Genomic DNA, 15,930 nt, shown 5'->3' with positions numbered 1-15,930 from the left:
GGGCGTCACGCTGCCGGCTTCGGGGGCAGGTATCGTTCGATACAGGCCTGGATCGCCTCGGCGCGGACGTCGAGGTCCGAGCAATTGACCACCAGCATCCCGGTGAAGGCGCCGAGATTGGCGAGCCTGCGCTTGGCCCCTCCGGACGTGTAGTCGCTCAACGGGACCGCCAGCTTGAGCCAGATCGACGATTGGAAGCCGATCCGCGCCACGCCGCTCCAGGTGATCTTGTCCCAGGGAATCGGACGGTCGAGCCACCGTCGATCGTAGACGCCCGACTCGTCGATGGACAGCACCGGAGCGTCGTCGAAGATCCGCCGGACGTATCGGATGACGATCGGCACGACCAGTAGCAGCAGCGGAACGTACAGAAAAAGCTGATAGTCGATCGGTCCCGTCTCTCGGCCTGTCGTCCGCAAGTAAATTTCGAGCACTAGGATCGCGATCCCCAGAACCGGAAAGAAACCGAGAACGGCGGCCCGAACGGCGAGCTTCGGCTTGCTGTAATGGGCTTTGATCGGCATGGACGTGTTCCTGCGCGTTCGCCCGCGGTTCGCGGACGGCATCATGAACAGCACCGCATCGCGCCCGGGGCGCCGACCGACGTGGCTCGTAGCCCGGCACGAGCGGCCTGCACGCCGGACAGCATTCACGACCGGCCGAGAAGCGCCATGACGTGGGTCGAATGTGACATCGGTCGGAAACGAATTAGGCCGGACACGAACCGGGTCGGAGATCGCTCGGACCGGAGCCCACCGGGCCGGCGCTCCCGGCCCTCATCCTGTGGGGCCGTCCTGTCTCGTCGCGCGGGCCGAGGCATCGAGGTGGAGCCTCGGGCCCGACGCGATCCGAGCCGGCCGCAATCCGCAGGCGGTGCCGCGCGCCGGTCCGGCACCGGCGGACGTCGCAGGACAGTATCGACGAATGAAAACGGCCGGGGATCACCCGGCCGTTCGAAACCCGTTCGGGACGCCGCGTCGCGGCCCGGCCTACTTTCCCTTCGCCTTGAGACGGACGACCACGTCGACACGGCCCACCTCGTAGCCTTCGGGGAGCGCCGGCAGGGTGCCGATCTCGGTCTCGACCGTCGGGATGTCGACGAGCGCGTTCTTGTCCTCGAGGAAGAAGTGGTGGTGCTCGGAGACGTTGGTGTCGAAATAGGTCTTCGACCCGTCCACGGCGACCTGGCGCAGCAGCCCGACATCGGTGAACTGGTGCAGGGTGTTGTAGACGGTGGCGAGCGACACCGGAACGCGCGCCCGCGACGCCTCCTCGTAGAGCATCTCGGCGGTGAGGTGCCGATGGCCCTTGCCGAACAGGATCCAGCCCAGCGCCATGCGCTGCAGGGTGGGCCGCAGGCCGACGCCGCGCAGCAGGCTCTTCACGTCGTGCCAGGGGCACCCGTTGAGCTCGGGACGCTGAGCGAAGAAGGCCCCCGCGTCCCCCGACTTGGCGGATCCGAGACCGGCGTTCAAAGCCGGAGAATTCCTCTGCATCGTGACTGAACTCGCGTGCCTGGCCCGGCAATTGACCTGTTGATCAGGCATCATACCGGCGTGGTTTCGCTGTTGCAACCTTCTTGCAAATGCATCGCAATTCCGCGTACCCCCGGGGATGGTGAATTTCGGTGCGCAGCCCTGTCGGCGAGCGGTTTGACCGTCCGGGCGCGTGTGTTAGGGAAGTGCGGCCGATCCGGTGGGTCGGTGGTCGCGGGGAACTCACGGAATGCACAATCGTCGGTCGAGCTTCGAGTACGAAGACCTTCTCGCTTGTGGCCGGGGCGAAATGTTCTCCGAAGGACCGCAGCTCCCGCTGCCGCCGATGCTGATGTTCGACCGCATCGCCGAGATCGGCGAGCAGGGCGGCGACCACGGCAAGGGTCTGGTGCGTGCCGAGCTCGAGGTGAAGCCGGACCTGTGGTTCTTCCCCTGTCATTTCAAGGGTGACCCGGTGATGCCGGGCTGTCTCGGCCTGGATGCGCTGTGGCAGCTGCTCGGCTTCTTCCTCGGCTGGCTCGGGGCGGAGGGCAAGGGGCGGGCGCTCGGGCTCGGCGAGCTGAAGTTCACGGGTCAGGTTCTTCCGACCGTCCGTAAGGTCGTCTACGGCGTCGACATCAAGCGGGTCGTCCGCTCCCGCCTGGTGCTCGGAGTGGCCGACGGCTGGCTGTCGGCGGACGGCTCGGTCATTTATCGCGCAATGGATCTCAAGGTGGGCTTGTTCCGGGATCAGGCGCCGCAGCCCGGTCCGGCATAGCCCGGCACCGCCGCGGGCTTTCGGCCCGCCGGCCAGTCAGGAATCGGAATCATGAGACGCGTCGTCGTCACCGGGATGGGCATCGTGTCGTCCATCGGGAACAACACCCAGGAGGTGTTGGCGAGCCTGCGCGAGGCCAAGTCCGGTATTTCGCGTGCCGACAAGTATGCCGAGCTCGGCTTCCGCTGTCAGGTGCACGGCGCGCCGACCCTCGACCCCGAGGAGGCGGTCGACCGCCGCGCCATGCGGTTCCTGGGGAACGGCGCGGCCTGGAACCACGTCGCCATGGAGCAGGCGATCCGCGACTCCGGCCTCGCCGAGTCCGAGGTCTCCAACCCGCGCACCGGCATCATCATGGGCTCGGGCGGCCCGTCCGCCCGCACCATCGTGGAGGCCGCCGACGTCACCCGGTCGAAGGGGCCGAAGCGGGTCGGGCCGTTCGCGGTGCCCAAGGCGATGTCCTCGACCGCCTCGGCGACGCTCGCCACTTGGTTCAAGATCAAGGGCGTCAACTACTCGATCTCCTCGGCCTGCGCGACCTCGAGCCACTGCATCGGCAACGCCGCCGAGACCATCCAGTACGGCAAGCAGGACGTGATCTTCGCCGGCGGCTGCGAGGAGCTCGACTGGACCCTGTCGGTGCTGTTCGACGCCATGGGGGCGATGTCGTCCAAGTACAACGACACGCCGACCGCCGCCTCGCGCGCCTACGACGTCGACCGCGACGGCTTCGTCATCGCCGGCGGCGCCGGCGTTCTGGTGCTCGAGGAGCTCGAGCACGCCAAGGCGCGTGGCGCCAAGATCTACGCCGAGGTCGCCGGCTACGGCGCCACCTCGGACGGGCACGACATGGTGGCACCCTCGGGCGAGGGCGCGGCGCGCTGCATGCGCATGGCGCTGTCGACCGTCAAGCTGCCGGTCGACTACATCAACCCGCACGCCACCTCGACGCCGATCGGCGACGTCAAGGAGATCGAGGCGATCCGCGACGTGTTCGGCGACAAGGTGCCGGCGATCTCGGCGACCAAGTCGCTGTCGGGCCACTCGCTCGGCGCCGCCGGCGTCCAGGAGGCGATCTACTCGCTCCTGATGATGAACAACGGCTTCATCTGCGAGAGCGCCAACATCAAGACACTCGATCCGGTGTTCGCCGACATGCCGATCGTGCGCGAACGCCGCGATGGAGCGACTCTCGCCTGCGTGCTGTCCAACTCGTTCGGGTTCGGCGGCACCAACGCTTCGCTCGTCTTCAAGCACGTTGACGCCTGAGCGGCGCCGGTCGCGCCCGACGAAAGGTCACGCCGTGTCGGCAACCCATCCACAGGTTCAGGAGCCGGCGCAGTGGCCGTCACGCCACTGTAGCACGCCCGACATACAGATCCGGCGAACACGTCCAGACGTATCGACCTGTGACGCGACCTCCGGGCGGGCCGGACGGGCGGTGGGTCGAGCCGTGCGCGGGGAGGCGGCGACACCATGTCCACCGACAGCAAGACGTCCGGCGGCACTGCCTCCGGGCATGCCGTGGTTCGGTTTCCGCCGCGCAGGCCGTTCGTCATGACGACCGAGCAGGGCGCCACCAAGAGCGGGCTGATGCTCGGCCGCCGCGGCCTCGTGATGGGCGTGGCCAACAACCACTCGATCGCCTGGGGCATCGCCAAGGGGCTCGCCGCCCACGGCGCCCAGCTCGCCTTCACGTATCAGGGCGAGGCGCTCGGCAAGCGGGTCAAGCCGCTCGCCGAGTCGGTCGGCTCGAGCCTCGTGCTGCCGTGCGACGTCGAGGATCTGCGCTCGGTCGACGGCGTGTTCGACAAGCTCGCCGAGACGTGGGGCGGCATCGACTTCCTGGTCCACGCCATCGCGTTCTCCGACAAGAACGAGCTGAAGGGCCGCTACGCCGACACGACGCGCGAGAACTTCTCGCGCACCATGCTGATCTCGTGCTTCTCGTTCACCGAGCTGGCCAAGCGCGCCGCCGCCCTGATGACGCATGGCGGCGCGATGGTGACGCTCACCTATGGCGGCTCCACCCGGGTGATGCCGAACTACAACGTGATGGGCGTCGCCAAGGCGGCGCTCGAAGCCTCGGTGCGCTACCTCGCCGCCGACTTCGGGCCGCAGGGCATCCGGGTCAATGCCATCTCGGCCGGTCCGGTGCGCACGCTCGCCGGCGCCGGCATCGCCGACGCCCGGCTGATGTTCAACTACCAGCAGCGTCACGCGCCGCTGCGCCGGACCGTCTCGATCGAGGAGGTCGGTGGCGCCGCCCTCTACCTGCTGTCGGATCTCTCGACCGGCGTCACCGGCGACATCCACTTCGTCGACTCCGGCTACAACATCATCTCGATGCCGCATCCGGCCGCCCTCAAGACCGTCGACGACGCCGAGTCGGCCGCCGAGGAGCGCGCCGCCAAGGACGCCGCGCAGTAGCCGTGCGATCGCCTCCCCGACGGGGCGCGACGGTCGATCATCGCGCCCCGTCTCGCGTTGCCGCCACGGGCGCGCCCGGAAAGAACAACGCCGGCCGTGGAGAGCCGCGGTGCTGAACACGACTCCCGCCCTGGCGGTCGCCCCCCTGCCCGCTTTGGTCTGGGCCTTCCACATCCGCGACGACGGCCGCGCCGAGGAGCTCGACGTCGAGCGGCCGATCGCGCCGGTCGCCGACGGTTGGCTGTGGCTGCATTTCAGCCTGGTCGACAGTCGCTGCGGCGCGATCCTGCGCACCTTTCCCGACCTCCCCGACGAGGCCGTCGAGGCGCTGCTTTGCCCCGACACCCACCAGCAGCTCCAGGTCGAGGGCGACTGCGTCTACGGCGTGATCGCCGACCTCGGCCGCGAGTTCGAGGGCGTCACCGAGGAGCTGCGGCTTCTGCACTTCGCCATGCGCGAGCGCGTCGTGGTGAGCGCCCGGCGCCGTGCCCTCAATGCCGTCGACGAGGTGCGGCAGTTGCTCCGCGCCGGCCGCCGGGTGGAATCCCCGGCCGCCCTGATCGAGCTGGTGATCGACCAGGTGGTCGATGCGATCGACCGGCTCGCCGACGGCCTCGCGCTCGACATGGACCGCATCGAGGAGCGCATCCTGGAGCTCGAGACCACCGACGAGCGCCAGCGGCTCGGCGTGTTCCGTCGCACCACCGTGCGGCTGCATCGCCAGCTCGCCGGCCTGCGGGCGCTGTTCCACCGTTTGGAGACGATCGAGCCGGAGGCGCTCGCCCCGGCGCTGCGGCTCGACGCGGTGCGACTCTCCCAGCGGCTCGACGGGCTCGACCAGGAGATCGACGCGCTGCGCGACCGCGCCCGCATGCTGCAGGACGAGCTGTCGAGCCAGCTCGCCGAGGAGACCAACCGCAACCTGCGGGCCCTCTCGATCGTCACCATCATGTTCCTGCCGCCGACGCTGGTCGCCGGCTTCTTCGGCATGAACCTGAAGGGCATGGCCTTCGCCGACGGCGAGACCGGCTTCTGGGCCGGCGTGATCGTCTCGGGATTCTCCTCGCTGATCGTCTACCTCCTGCTGCGCTGGCGCGGACTGACGCGGGGATGAGGCCGGGACGAGGGCCGGGCGAGACGGCCCGCCGCCCTCAGCCGGCTTTCTCGGTCGGCGCGCGCTCCCGCGGCGGGGACGGCTGGCGTGGCGCCGAGGGCAGCGCGTGCGCATGGCCCTTACCGCCGCCGGCGGCGAGATCGCCGATCTCGTCGGCGAGCGCGGACAGCGCCCGCGCCGTGAACTCCCGATTCATCGCGTCCGTGTTCCTGGCGAAGGCGTCGAGCGCCTGCAGGAACGGTCCCTTGGCGGCCTCCGCGTCCGGATCGCTCGCCGCGAGCAGCGCGTGCGCCGCCTGATCGAGCCGCGCCAGGGTCTCGTTCCAGATGTCGAGATTGCGCTTGACGATCACGGGCCCCTCGGCCCCGAAGATCCGCGACAGCAGGTCGGGCTGATCGAGCTTGCCGTCGCGGCTGTCGCGCAGGATCACCTTGATCTGCGCGAGCAGCTCGGTGACGACGGGCCGCATCGCGACGTTCGGAAAGCTCAGCTTTGCGACCGTGAACGGGCTCGCCTCTTCGAGCACCAGGAAGCGGAAGCGCAGCCCGACCGAGATGGCCTTGAGCAGCCGCGTCGTCAGCTCGTCGCCGTAATCCTTGGTCTTCATCTCGACCACGTAGACGTGAATCTCGGTCTGACCGTTGTAGAACTTGACCACGCGCGAGACGAACAGCCGGAACGCCTTGTCGCCCTTCACGCTGGCGACGACGTGGTAATTGTCGTCGAAGTCACGCTCGAGCGCCGCCCCGACCATCAGCTTCAGCCCCTCGGCCCAGGCGGAGGCGAGCTCGTTCGGCGAGATCATGGTGAAGAACTGCGACCAGCCGAACGAGCGGGTCGGGGTCTCGGCGATGCCGAACAGGCCGAAGGAGCTGCCCTCCAGCTCGATCGTCGCCTTGGCGAAGGGGTCGGTTCCGCCCTGCGGGGCCGGCGCGGTGCGCACGATGATCTTGCGCTCCGGGATGTCCTCCTGCCACTTGCGCGTCTGCTGATACTTGAAGATGCGCTGATAGAGGCGTTCCGCCGAGTCCCGCAGGTTCGCCCGGACCGCGTCGGGATCGCCGATGTCGGTCGCCTGCCCGACGATGCCGGCGATGCGCGTCAGGAGCCGCAGCACCGGATTGTCGTCGGCGAGCGGGCGCGGCGCCTCGCGTCGGAAGATCGCCGGGTCTTCGACCAGACTGATCACGTCGGCGACGTCGACGTTGATGTGCTGCAGGTCGAAGGTCGTGGCCGGCGCCTTGCTGCCGATGCAGAACGGAATCATCATCCGCTCGACGCCGGGCCGGAGGCGTGGGCGCTGCGCCTTCGAGCGCGAGAAGTACCCGGCCTCGTAGCCCGTGTAGGAGTGGCTCGGCTTCACCTGATCGGAGAACAGGATCAGCAGGATGTCGGCGGCGTCGAGGGCCTGGTCGATCGCCTCCTTGAAGTTCTCGCCCGCCTCCAGGCTGGCGCGGTCGAAGAAGGTCCGGATGCCGACCGGAAACAGCTTCCTGAGCTCCAGATTGACGTCCTTGGCGAGATCCTGGTCCTCGCTCGCATAGCTGATGAAGATGCTGATGCCTTGCGTCTTGCGGTTCCTCGGGGTCGACCGTGTCGGTTTCGCCATGCCTGATCTCCCGTCCGCCCGTCGCGGCGGACACGTCAGGGTAGTCACGGCGAGCGCAAGGTCCACGATCCGACATCAACCGGAGATTGTATCTCCGGGCTCGTCGTCAGCCTTGGGCGTCGTGACCGCGCGCCGCGGCCGGCAGGCCGAACAGGCGGTCGAACAGCGCCGTGAAGCCGAACGTGTAGGCGGTGAAAAAGGCGATCAGGCCGAGGTCGTAGAGAAACGCCTCCCCCAACGTCACGTCGAGCTGCCAGGCGATCAACGGCACCAGCATCAGCACCAAGCCGGCCTCGTAGAGCGTCGCGTGGGCGACCCGGCGCGCCAGCGAGCGGCCGCGCACCCGGCGCGATGCCTCCCAGCGCTCGAAGACGAGGTTGAACACGTAGGCCCAGCTCACCGCGATCACCGAGGAGGCGACCGCGATCACACCGGTGTCGACGGCCGGCTGGCCGGAGACGATCGCCAAGGCGGCCGTCACCACGACGAGCGCGACGAGCTCGTAGAGGGACACGTAGACGATGCGGCGGATCGTCGGGTTCTGCAGTCGTGGCGGCGGCATGGGACGGCGGTATGGGACGGCGGTATGGGACGGCGGCGCGGCGGACCGGACGAGATCGGACCAGGCGCGACCGCGCGAGACGGATCGGCCCCGGCGAGGGCGACACGAAAAAAGCGCCGGCGGAGCCGGCGCTTTTTTCTGGATGAAGAGGCGCGAAGACCCGCCGATCAGGCCGCCTCGGCCTCGGTCTCGCCGTCGTCGTCCGCCTCGCCCTCGCCCTTGGCGGCGGAGCCGCGCTTCGGACCCTTGGCGAGCGACGCCTCGATCTCCTTCACGGCCTCCGTGTCGGTGATCCGCTGCACGGCCGAGATCTCGCGCGCCAGCCGATCGAGGGCGGCCTCGTAGAGCTGCCGCTCGCTGTAGGACTGCTCGGGCTGGCTCTCCGACCGATAGAGGTCGCGCACCACCTCGGCGATGGCGACGATGTTGCCGGAATTGATCTTGGCCTCGTACTCCTGGGCGCGCCGCGACCACATGGTGCGCTTCACCCGGGCCCGCCCCTTGAGCGTCTCGAGCGCGCGCTTGACGATCGGCGGCTCGGCGAGCTTACGCATACCGACGGCGCTGATCTTCGCGGTGGGAACCCGCAGCGTCATCTTGTCCTTGACGAAGTTGATGACGAACAGCTCGAGCTTGTGGCCGGCGACCTCCTGCTCCTCGATCGCCGTGATCTGGCCCACGCCGTGGGCCGGATACACGATGAATTCGTTCGTCTTGAAGCCTTGACGCTGGGTCGTCTTCTTGTTGGACATTCCGGGAACTGCTCCTTCAACCTCCGGCGGATTGCCGGGGTTCTCCACCCGAGGGCGGGGGGATGGTTTGGCCGAAGCCTTGGGGGTCGCCTTGACGGCGGCCTTGACCTCCGTCGCGACAGGGGTCGTCGTGTCGAGGGTCGTGGTCTTGATGTCCGCCGCCTTGTTGTCCGCCGCCTTGATGGCTGCCGGCGTGATGGCTGCCGCCTGGACGGCGGTCGTGTTGGTCTCTGCCGCCTCGGCCGACGACGATCCGACGTCGGGGTGGCGGATCGGCTTGGCCGGCTTCGTCGCCGCGGGCTTCTCGGCCCGCACCGGCGGCCGGCTGGCCGCAGGGCCGCGACGGACATGATCGCGTGTCGTCTTGGTCGTCCGCCGACGCGCCGGCGCCTTGCCGGGGGCCTTGGCGGCGATCTTCGGCGCGGCCTTCACGGCGGGAGCCTTCGTGGCCGAGGGCTTCACTGCCGGTGCCTTCGCGGCCGAACCCTTCGCGGCCGGAGCTTTCCCGATCGAAGACTTTGAATTCGACGACTTCGACACCGGTGCCTTGGAGATCGACGACTTGGGGATCGACGACTTCGAAATCGAAGACTTGGAGATCGAAGACTTCGAAATCGAAGACTTGGAGATCGATAACTTGGAGATCGAAGACTTGGAGATCTTGGATGTCGCGGTTCCCGCGATCGCGATTTTCGAGGACGCGGGCTTGGACGCCGGAGCCTTGGCGGAAGCCGCCTTGGAGACCCGCGCCTTGGACGCCGTCCGGGACACAGGCTTCGCGACGACTTTGTTCAACTTCGACTTGTGCCGAGTTTTTGCTGCCACTGTGATCGCGCGCCTTCTCGCGGAAAGACACGCCTCCATATGACGTTTCCCAAGGAACGCCCCGAAAAAATACGCTCCCGGGAGGGAGCGATCGGAGCCGTGATCTCATGTGTGATGCTTATATATCACATTCATTGCAAAAAACAAAGCCGTACAGCGCGGCATTCGGCCATCACCGTACCCAATGAACATTAAATTTTAGATATTTGGCGGGCAGCGCAGGCTGAACGCCCGCACCGCGCGAGGGCCGCGCCGCGACGGCGGCCCCCGAGATCGACCCCGGTCGTCAGTCGCCCGAACCGGGATTCGGCGAGAAGAGCTTGAGCTTGTCCGGCTTTCCGTCCCACTCCTTGTGGTCCGGCGGCGGATCCCGCTTCACCGTGACGTTCGGCCACGTCTTGGCGTATTCGGCATTGAGGCTGAGCCACTGCTCGAGGCCCGGCTCGGTGTCCGGCTTGATCGCCTCGGCCGGGCATTCGGGCTCGCAGACGCCGCAATCGATGCACTCGTCGGGGTGGATGACGAGCATGTTCTCGCCTTCGTAGAAGCAGTCCACCGGACACACCTCGACGCAGTCCATGTACTTGCACTTAATGCAGTTTTCAGTAACCGTGTAGGTCATCTTCGACTCCGGCCGACAGGGCCCAGTTTTGCCTGTGCCTAGCGCATCGGCATCGCACGCGCAAGCGAACGGGTCGGTGGCGCGACGAAAAAGCGAGCCGACCGGCACCCCGCGTCGGCTCGGCCGCGAATCGCCCCGGACCAGCCGAAATCGGCCCGGATCGTGGGCTCGGGCACACCCTTTCGTTAACCGCAGGCCGAAAAAGTTCGCGCTCGGGGTCGGTCGCAGGTCGCCCCCGCCACGCCGGGCGAGGCGTCCAGCGGCCCCTCGGGCACCACTGGCGCCGTCGGTCAATCGTCGTCGCCGTGCAGGCGGTCGAGGGCGCGACGCTCCCGCTTGGTCGGCCGCCCGGCGCCGGTCTCGCGCGATCCCGCCCCGGCCGGCTCGGGAGACACCTCCGGCCGGATCGTCTCGTCGCGGAACAGCGCCTGCGCGTCGGTCGCCGAGCCGCGCCGCTCGGCGAAGCCGGTGACGGCCAGCACCCGGACCTGGCGGTCGAGCGCCACCGTCACCACGTCGCCGCGCTTCACGGTTCGGCTCGCCGCGTCGATGCGCATCCCGTTGATCCGGACATGGCCGGCCGCCGCGAGGGCGGCGGCGGCGCTGCGGGTGCGCACCACCCGGGCGTGCCACAGCCACTTGTCGATGCGCTGGCGGTCGCCGTCGGCCACGGGCCGGTGCTCTCCGCGGCTCAGTGTTTCTCCTTGGCGCTCGCCTCGAGCTGCGCCTTGAGGGCGGCGAGCTTGGCGAACGGGGAGTTCGGATCCGGCTCCTTGTTGCTCCGGTCGGCCCGCTCGTCGCGGCTCTGATAGGTGCGCGGCGGACGCTCGCCGCGATCCTGCCGATCGGGCCGGCGGCCGCCCTCGTGACGCGGCCGGTCGGAGCGGTCGCGATCCGGGCCGCCGCGCGGACGCCCGCGCGCCTGCCGATCGCCCTCGCCGCGATCGTGGCGCTCGCCACGGTCGCGTCGCTCGCCCCTGTCGCCGCGGTCGTTGCGGTCGCCACGGCCACCGCGAGCAGGCCGGTCGCCGCGCGCCTCGGTGCGCTCCGCCGCCGGCTCTGGCTCGCCCGCCGGCGCGCCCGGGACCGCCGCGGCCGCGGCGGGCTGGCCCTCCGGACGACGGCCCGGGGCGCCGCGATGATGACGCTTCGGTCCACCGCGCCGCTCCTCGTGCGGACGGCCGGGACGCCAGATCTCGATGAACTGCGGCTCGGCCGGCGTGGCCGCGGCCGGCTCCGCGCCCGCCTCGGTTCTTGCGTCGGCCGCGCCTTCGGTGGCCGGCTGCTCGCCGGCGGCAGTGGATTCGGCGGATGCCTCCGGCACAATCTCGGACGTTTCGGCCGCGGGAGCCTCGGCGTCGGAGGCTTCGGCCTCGGATGCGGCCGCCACGGCGTCCGGCTCGGGCGCCAACGACACCGCCTCCGCCTCGGCGACCGAATCGGCCGTGACCGGCTCGGTCCGAACCGGCTCGGCATCCGGAGCGACCGGCGCGTCGGCGACGACCGTATCGACCACCGCCACGCTCTCGTCGGCAGCCGCATCGCCGGCCGGCGCGTCGTCCGCCGCGGGCTCGGCCGGCGTCTCGGTCGTGTTCTCGGTCGTGTTCTCGGTCGCGACGGTCTCGGCTGTGGGTGCCGTCGCCTCGACCTTGGCCTCGGCCGGGGCCTCCGGCGGCTTCGGCCGGCGCTCGACCCGGTAGCCGAGCGCCTTGAGGATCGAGGCGAGATCCTCGCCGGACGACCCGGTGAGCGAGGTCATGGCCTGGGTGACGACGAAGCCGGTGCCGTCGAAGGCGCCGGCCGGCTTGTCACCCGGGGCGTTGGGCCGCCAGGCGAGCGCCGGGCGGATCAGGTCGGCGAGCCGCTCCAGGATATCGACCCGGACGGCGCGCTCGCCGCACACCCGGTAGCCGATGGTGCGGTAGAGGGTGCGCGGCACCGCCTTGTCGACCGCGAAGGAGGTGCGGCCCGAGGCGGCGAGCCGCTGCAGGTCGTCGAGCCCGGAGGTGTCGACGTCGCCGTGCTTGAGCGCCCACAACTCGGCGGCGAGCGCGCGCGGCGCCGGCTTGAGCAGCGCCGGGACGTAGACATGATAGGCGCCGAACCGCACGCCGTGCTTGCGCAGCGTCGCGCGCTGGGCCTGGTCGAGCCCCTTCAGCTCCTCGGCGATCTTGAAGCGCTCCAGCACGCCGAGCGCCTCGACGAGCTGGAACGCGATGCCGCGGGCGATGCCGGTGACGTCCTCGGCGGCGCCGAGCACGAACAGCGGCGCCAGGATGCGCTCGACATGGGTGCGGGTCCAGAGATCCAGCCGGGTCTGGACGTGCTCCAGGGCGGCGCCGCTCAGATGCTCGTCGGCGAGGATCTTCACCCGCGGGCGGAGAATGTTGTCGCCGGCCAAGAGCTTCGCGACCGGCTCGCCCATCCAGCGGATCAGCCCGTTGGAGGCCAGCACGAACTGGCTGTCGGGCGCGTGGGCGAGGCGTCCGGCACGGGCGTCGATCTCACCGGCCAGCGCCTTCTGGGCGGCGGCGGAGAGCGCCTTGCTGTCGGTGCTTCCGGTCGTCGCCTCCGGTGCGAAGCGGAAGCCGTCGAGCCGGCCGATCACGTGCCCCTCGACGACGACCTCGCCCGTCTTGGTGATCTCTGTTTCCAACATCGCATTCTCTCGCAGACGCCGCATCAGGACGCTGGTGCGGCGGTCGATGAATCGTTCGGCCAGGCGCTCGTGCAAGGCGTCCGAGAGCTTGTCCTCGATGGCACGGGTGACGCCCTGCCAGTGCTCGGGATCGCCGAGCCAGTCCGGACGGTTGGCGACGAAGGTCCAGGTCCGGATGTGAGCAATTCGCGTAGACAGGGTATCGATACCGCCCTCGGTGTGATCCGCAAGGGCGACCTGCCGCGAAAACCAGTCGGTGGGGATCGTACCCTCGCGCGCCAGGAATCCAAAGAGGGTGACGACCATCTCGGCGTGCGCGGCAGGCGATATCTTTCGATAGTCCGGCACCTGACAGGTGTCCCACAGGCGCGCGATGTCGGCCGGCCGACGCGCGAGGTCGCGCACCGCGTCGTCGCGCATCGCATGCTCGAGCACCAGGATGTCCTCGGCGACCGGCGCCCGCGTCAGCCCGGGCAGGGTCGGCGTCATGGCGAGCGAGGCCGACAGCGCACCGAGCGAGGCGAAGTCGAGATCGGTGTTGCGCCACTGCAGAACCTTCACCGAATCGAAGGCGTGGCTCTCCAGCGCCTGGACGAGCTCCTGCTCGAACGGCGGGCAGCGCCCGGTGGTGCCGAAGGTGCCGTCGCGCGTCGCGCGGCCGGCGCGGCCGGCGATCTGGCCGAGCTCGGCCGGGTTGAGCTTGCGGTACTGGTAGCCGTCGAACTTGCGGTCGGACGCGAAGGCGACGTGGTCGACATCGAGATTGAGGCCCATGCCGATCGCGTCGGTGGCGACCAGATAGTCGACGTCGCCGGACTGGTAGAGCGCGACCTGGGCGTTCCGGGTCCGCGGCGAGAGCGCACCCAGCACCACCGCGGCGCCACCGCGCTGGCGGCGGATCAGCTCGGCGATGGCGTAGACCTCTTCCGCCGAGAACGCGACGATGGCGGTGCGGCGCGGCAGCCGCGACAGCTTCTTCTCGCCCGCGAAGGCGAGCTGCGACAGGCGCGGGCGCGAGATCACGTTGGCGCCGGGCAGCAGCTTGTCGACCATGCCCCGCATGGTCGCGGCGCCGAGCACCAGCGTCTCCTCGCGGCCGCGCCGGTTGAGGATGCGGTCGGTGAAGACGTGGCCGCGGTCGAGATCGGAGCCGAGCTGCACCTCGTCGACCGCCACGAAGGCGACGTCGAGATCGCGCGGCATCGCCTCGACGGTCGACACCCAGTAGCGCGGATGCGCCGGCTTGATCTTCTCCTCGCCGGTGATCAGCGCGACGGCGTCGGGACCGACCCGGTCGACGATCTTGTTGTAGACTTCGCGCGCCAGCAGGCGCAGCGGCAAGCCGATCAGCCCGGACGAATGGCCGAGCATCCGCTCGATGGCGAGATGCGTCTTGCCCGTGTTGGTCGGGCCGAGCACGGCGGTGACGCCGGCGCCGCGGGCCCGGCTGTCGCGGACGGAAGGGGACGAGAAACTGATGGGCATCGGCTGTTCTGGACCGGGGTGCCGCGGTCAGGCCGGCGTGCGGCACGAGAAGGGACGCGCCGGATCGCGAGCGACGGCGCGCGGCGAAGCCTCTCGGGGCCGTCTCCGAAGCATCGGGTCCGACGACATCGGGTCCGACGACGTCAGGTCGAGAGACGTCGGGTCGAGCGACGTCGCGACCAATGACGTCGTGAAGGCGGACGTCGAGGAGAAAGACGTCATGTCCGGGTCCGTTCCTGTCCGGGCGGCGCTGTACCGGACGGCGCGTCTCGCCCGCCGCGACCGCGCGGGCCTGCCGGCGCCCCGTCGGAATCCGCGTCTTTTCCGACGGAAGGCATGCACCGGCGGCTCTCTCTTAGCCGCTTTCGTCCGCGCACCCAAGCCTCGCCTCGCCTCTCGCGACGTGTTTCCGGAGCAAAGGTGGGGAGCCCTGTCCCGGAATGCGACGCTTTCGCGCGGCGCCGTCCGTCCCCGTTAAGCCCTTGGAACGACTCTCGAACGAATCGCGCCCGAATCGCTGACTCGACCCGAGTCGAGATTCGTTCTCCTCCACATCTCGGTTTCGCCGCCGCCGCCGACCCAGATGAAGTAGCGACCCGCTCGCGTCCGGGCCGCATCGGCGCGGTGACGGTTAACACGACGGCGCCGACGTGCAGGGCTCAGGGGATGCGCGCGCTGGTGGGCGTCGGTCGCGTCGAGCCCGAGGTCGCGACGAACTGGGTCGCCTCCAGCACCCCGAGACCGAACGGCGTCGGGATGACGATCTTGTAGGGGACCACGACACGGGTGCCGGCGAGCGGCGCCAGCCAGATCTCCATGTCGCGCTGGCGCGCCAGGTAGACGATGGCGGGCCGGTCCGGGATATAGCCGGCGATCGGCGTGAAGGTGACGGCGCAGACCGCCACGGGCCCGGCATAGCCGCGCTCGGACTTCACGGTCTCGAAGCGCTTGAAGGCGAGCTGCAGGTCGAAGCGCATGCGGCCGTCGAAGATCGGCAGCGTGCGGGCGCAGGCCTCCGTGCCGATCGGCTGGGCGGCGCCCCCGACCGTCATCAGGGCGGCGCTCATCGGATCGGTGACGCCGCGCCGATGGGCGTCGGTGACGGGCAGCCGCTCCGGCTGCGGCGGCGACGGCGGCTCGACGGAGACGTCCTTGACGGTGCCGTTCTGCAGGACGATGCGCAGCTCCTCGGACTTCTTGTCCGAGGTCAGGCTCGACGCGTAGGTGGACGGCAGCAGGTTGCCGCGGCGGACATGGCCGCGCGAGGCGCTCGACCCCTGACCGCTGGCGAACAGGCGGACGATGCCGGCCGTGGTGCCGCTCGCGGCGGCCGTGTACTGGTCGTCGGCGATGTCGATGACCCAGGCGCCGCGGCCGATCGGGATGCCGGACAGCGTCGCCGTGTAACGGGCGTCGAGCTTGCCCTGCGCCATCGCCGGCGCCACGGCGCCGAGGCCGAGAAACGCAACCAAGGCGCACAGAAGCGGGCGGGTGACGAGACGGCCGGACGACACGGGGGTGCGGATCCTCGCGGGGGCGCTATGGCGATGTCGGCGTGGCGATGGTCGGCGACCGAGCCTGTGTCGGGTTCGAATACGTCGTTTCTATGATGTTTCGGC

At 69.4% G+C, this 15,930-nt stretch carries 14 protein-coding genes; 5 read left to right on the top strand and 9 right to left on the bottom strand.

Annotated elements, in window-relative coordinates:
- Window positions 1–5: 5 nt before the first annotated feature.
- Together ACFSOX_RS20065 and irr are read right to left on the bottom strand one after the other, a co-directional pair.
- Window positions 6–524 carry a hypothetical protein gene (locus ACFSOX_RS20065; RefSeq protein ID WP_378479600.1) on the bottom strand — a complete coding sequence of 173 codons (519 nt, stop codon included), beginning with the start codon at window positions 522–524 and terminating at the stop codon, window positions 6–8.
- A 465-nt stretch (window positions 525–989) separates the two neighbouring features.
- On the bottom strand, window positions 990–1,496 hold the full coding sequence (gene irr, locus ACFSOX_RS20060) for a Fur family transcriptional regulator Irr (protein WP_378479599.1): 507 nt from the start codon (window positions 1,494–1,496) through the stop codon (window positions 990–992).
- 229 nt (window positions 1,497–1,725) lie between these two features.
- Between irr and fabA the strand changes: the two genes are divergently transcribed.
- From fabA to ACFSOX_RS20040, 4 genes are all read left to right on the top strand, one after another.
- A complete protein-coding gene (gene fabA / locus ACFSOX_RS20055) occupies window positions 1,726–2,253 on the top strand; it encodes a bifunctional 3-hydroxydecanoyl-ACP dehydratase/trans-2-decenoyl-ACP isomerase (protein WP_378479598.1) in 528 nt (175 codons plus the stop codon).
- Between the two features lie 51 nt (window positions 2,254–2,304).
- Window positions 2,305–3,522: a beta-ketoacyl-ACP synthase I gene (fabB, locus tag ACFSOX_RS20050; protein ID WP_378479597.1), complete on the top strand. Its 1,218-nt coding sequence runs from the start codon at window positions 2,305–2,307 to the stop codon at window positions 3,520–3,522.
- Window positions 3,523–3,846: 324 nt separating this feature from the next.
- Window positions 3,847–4,683, top strand: coding sequence for an enoyl-ACP reductase FabI (fabI, locus tag ACFSOX_RS20045; RefSeq protein WP_378479625.1), 837 nt, complete (start codon window positions 3,847–3,849; stop codon window positions 4,681–4,683).
- Between the two features lie 109 nt (window positions 4,684–4,792).
- Complete coding sequence (locus tag ACFSOX_RS20040) at window positions 4,793–5,797, top strand: transporter (protein WP_378479596.1); 1,005 nt, start codon at window positions 4,793–4,795, stop codon at window positions 5,795–5,797.
- Window positions 5,798–5,834: 37 nt separating this feature from the next.
- Here the strand turns inward: ACFSOX_RS20040 and ACFSOX_RS20035 are convergent, their stop codons facing one another.
- The 3 genes from ACFSOX_RS20035 to ACFSOX_RS20025 form a co-directional block, all read right to left on the bottom strand.
- Window positions 5,835–7,406 carry a toll/interleukin-1 receptor domain-containing protein gene (locus ACFSOX_RS20035; protein ID WP_378479595.1) on the bottom strand — a complete coding sequence of 524 codons (1,572 nt, stop codon included), beginning with the start codon at window positions 7,404–7,406 and terminating at the stop codon, window positions 5,835–5,837.
- A gap of 106 nt (window positions 7,407–7,512) precedes the next feature.
- Entirely contained in the window at window positions 7,513–7,968 is a 456-nt protein-coding gene (locus tag ACFSOX_RS20030; RefSeq protein WP_378479594.1) for a PACE efflux transporter, read from the bottom strand.
- A gap of 167 nt (window positions 7,969–8,135) precedes the next feature.
- Window positions 8,136–9,152, bottom strand: coding sequence for a CarD family transcriptional regulator (locus ACFSOX_RS20025; protein ID WP_378479593.1), 1,017 nt, complete (start codon window positions 9,150–9,152; stop codon window positions 8,136–8,138).
- A gap of 13 nt (window positions 9,153–9,165) precedes the next feature.
- On the opposite strand from ACFSOX_RS20025, the gene ACFSOX_RS20020 reads away from it, so the two are divergent.
- Entirely contained in the window at window positions 9,166–9,588 is a 423-nt protein-coding gene (locus ACFSOX_RS20020) for a hypothetical protein (protein ID WP_378479592.1), read from the top strand.
- Window positions 9,589–9,831: 243 nt separating this feature from the next.
- On the opposite strand, the gene fdxA is transcribed toward ACFSOX_RS20020, so the two are convergent.
- From fdxA to ACFSOX_RS20000, 4 genes are all read right to left on the bottom strand, one after another.
- The gene (fdxA, locus tag ACFSOX_RS20015; RefSeq protein ID WP_378479591.1) at window positions 9,832–10,167 is read right to left on the bottom strand and encodes a ferredoxin FdxA; all 336 of its coding nucleotides are present in this window, start codon (window positions 10,165–10,167) and stop codon (window positions 9,832–9,834) included.
- A 290-nt stretch (window positions 10,168–10,457) separates the two neighbouring features.
- The gene (locus ACFSOX_RS20010; protein ID WP_378479590.1) at window positions 10,458–10,838 is read right to left on the bottom strand and encodes an RNA-binding S4 domain-containing protein; all 381 of its coding nucleotides are present in this window, start codon (window positions 10,836–10,838) and stop codon (window positions 10,458–10,460) included.
- A 20-nt stretch (window positions 10,839–10,858) separates the two neighbouring features.
- A complete protein-coding gene (locus tag ACFSOX_RS20005; RefSeq protein WP_378479589.1) occupies window positions 10,859–14,311 on the bottom strand; it encodes a helicase-related protein in 3,453 nt (1,150 codons plus the stop codon).
- 659 nt (window positions 14,312–14,970) lie between these two features.
- A complete protein-coding gene (locus tag ACFSOX_RS20000) occupies window positions 14,971–15,825 on the bottom strand; it encodes a DUF3108 domain-containing protein (RefSeq protein ID WP_378479588.1) in 855 nt (284 codons plus the stop codon).
- Window positions 15,826–15,930: the final 105 nt, after the last annotated feature.

Source organism: Rhodoplanes azumiensis (assembly GCF_042682915.1).
Classification (GTDB): Bacteria; Pseudomonadota; Alphaproteobacteria; order Rhizobiales; family Xanthobacteraceae; genus Rhodoplanes; species Rhodoplanes azumiensis.
Note: the sequence above shows the minus strand (reverse complement) of the source record. Positions and strands in the feature narration are given on the sequence as shown.

Excerpts from the sequence above, each read along its gene's own strand:
- fabB (WP_378479597.1), top strand. The coding sequence starts at position 2,305 with ATGAGACGCGTCGTCGTCACCGGGATGGGCATCGTGTCGTCCATCGGG.
- fabI (WP_378479625.1), top strand. The coding sequence starts at position 3,847 with ATGCTCGGCCGCCGCGGCCTCGTGATGGGCGTGGCCAACAACCACTCG.
- irr (WP_378479599.1), bottom strand. The coding sequence starts at position 1,496 with ATGCAGAGGAATTCTCCGGCTTTGAACGCCGGTCTCGGATCCGCCAAG.
- ACFSOX_RS20005 (WP_378479589.1), bottom strand. The coding sequence starts at position 14,311 with ATGCCCATCAGTTTCTCGTCCCCTTCCGTCCGCGACAGCCGGGCCCGC.
- ACFSOX_RS20030 (WP_378479594.1), bottom strand. The coding sequence starts at position 7,968 with ATGCCGCCGCCACGACTGCAGAACCCGACGATCCGCCGCATCGTCTAC.
- ACFSOX_RS20065 (WP_378479600.1), bottom strand. The coding sequence starts at position 524 with ATGCCGATCAAAGCCCATTACAGCAAGCCGAAGCTCGCCGTTCGGGCC.
- fabA (WP_378479598.1), top strand. The coding sequence starts at position 1,726 with ATGCACAATCGTCGGTCGAGCTTCGAGTACGAAGACCTTCTCGCTTGT.
- fdxA (WP_378479591.1), bottom strand. The coding sequence starts at position 10,167 with ATGACCTACACGGTTACTGAAAACTGCATTAAGTGCAAGTACATGGAC.
- ACFSOX_RS20035 (WP_378479595.1), bottom strand. The coding sequence starts at position 7,406 with ATGGCGAAACCGACACGGTCGACCCCGAGGAACCGCAAGACGCAAGGC.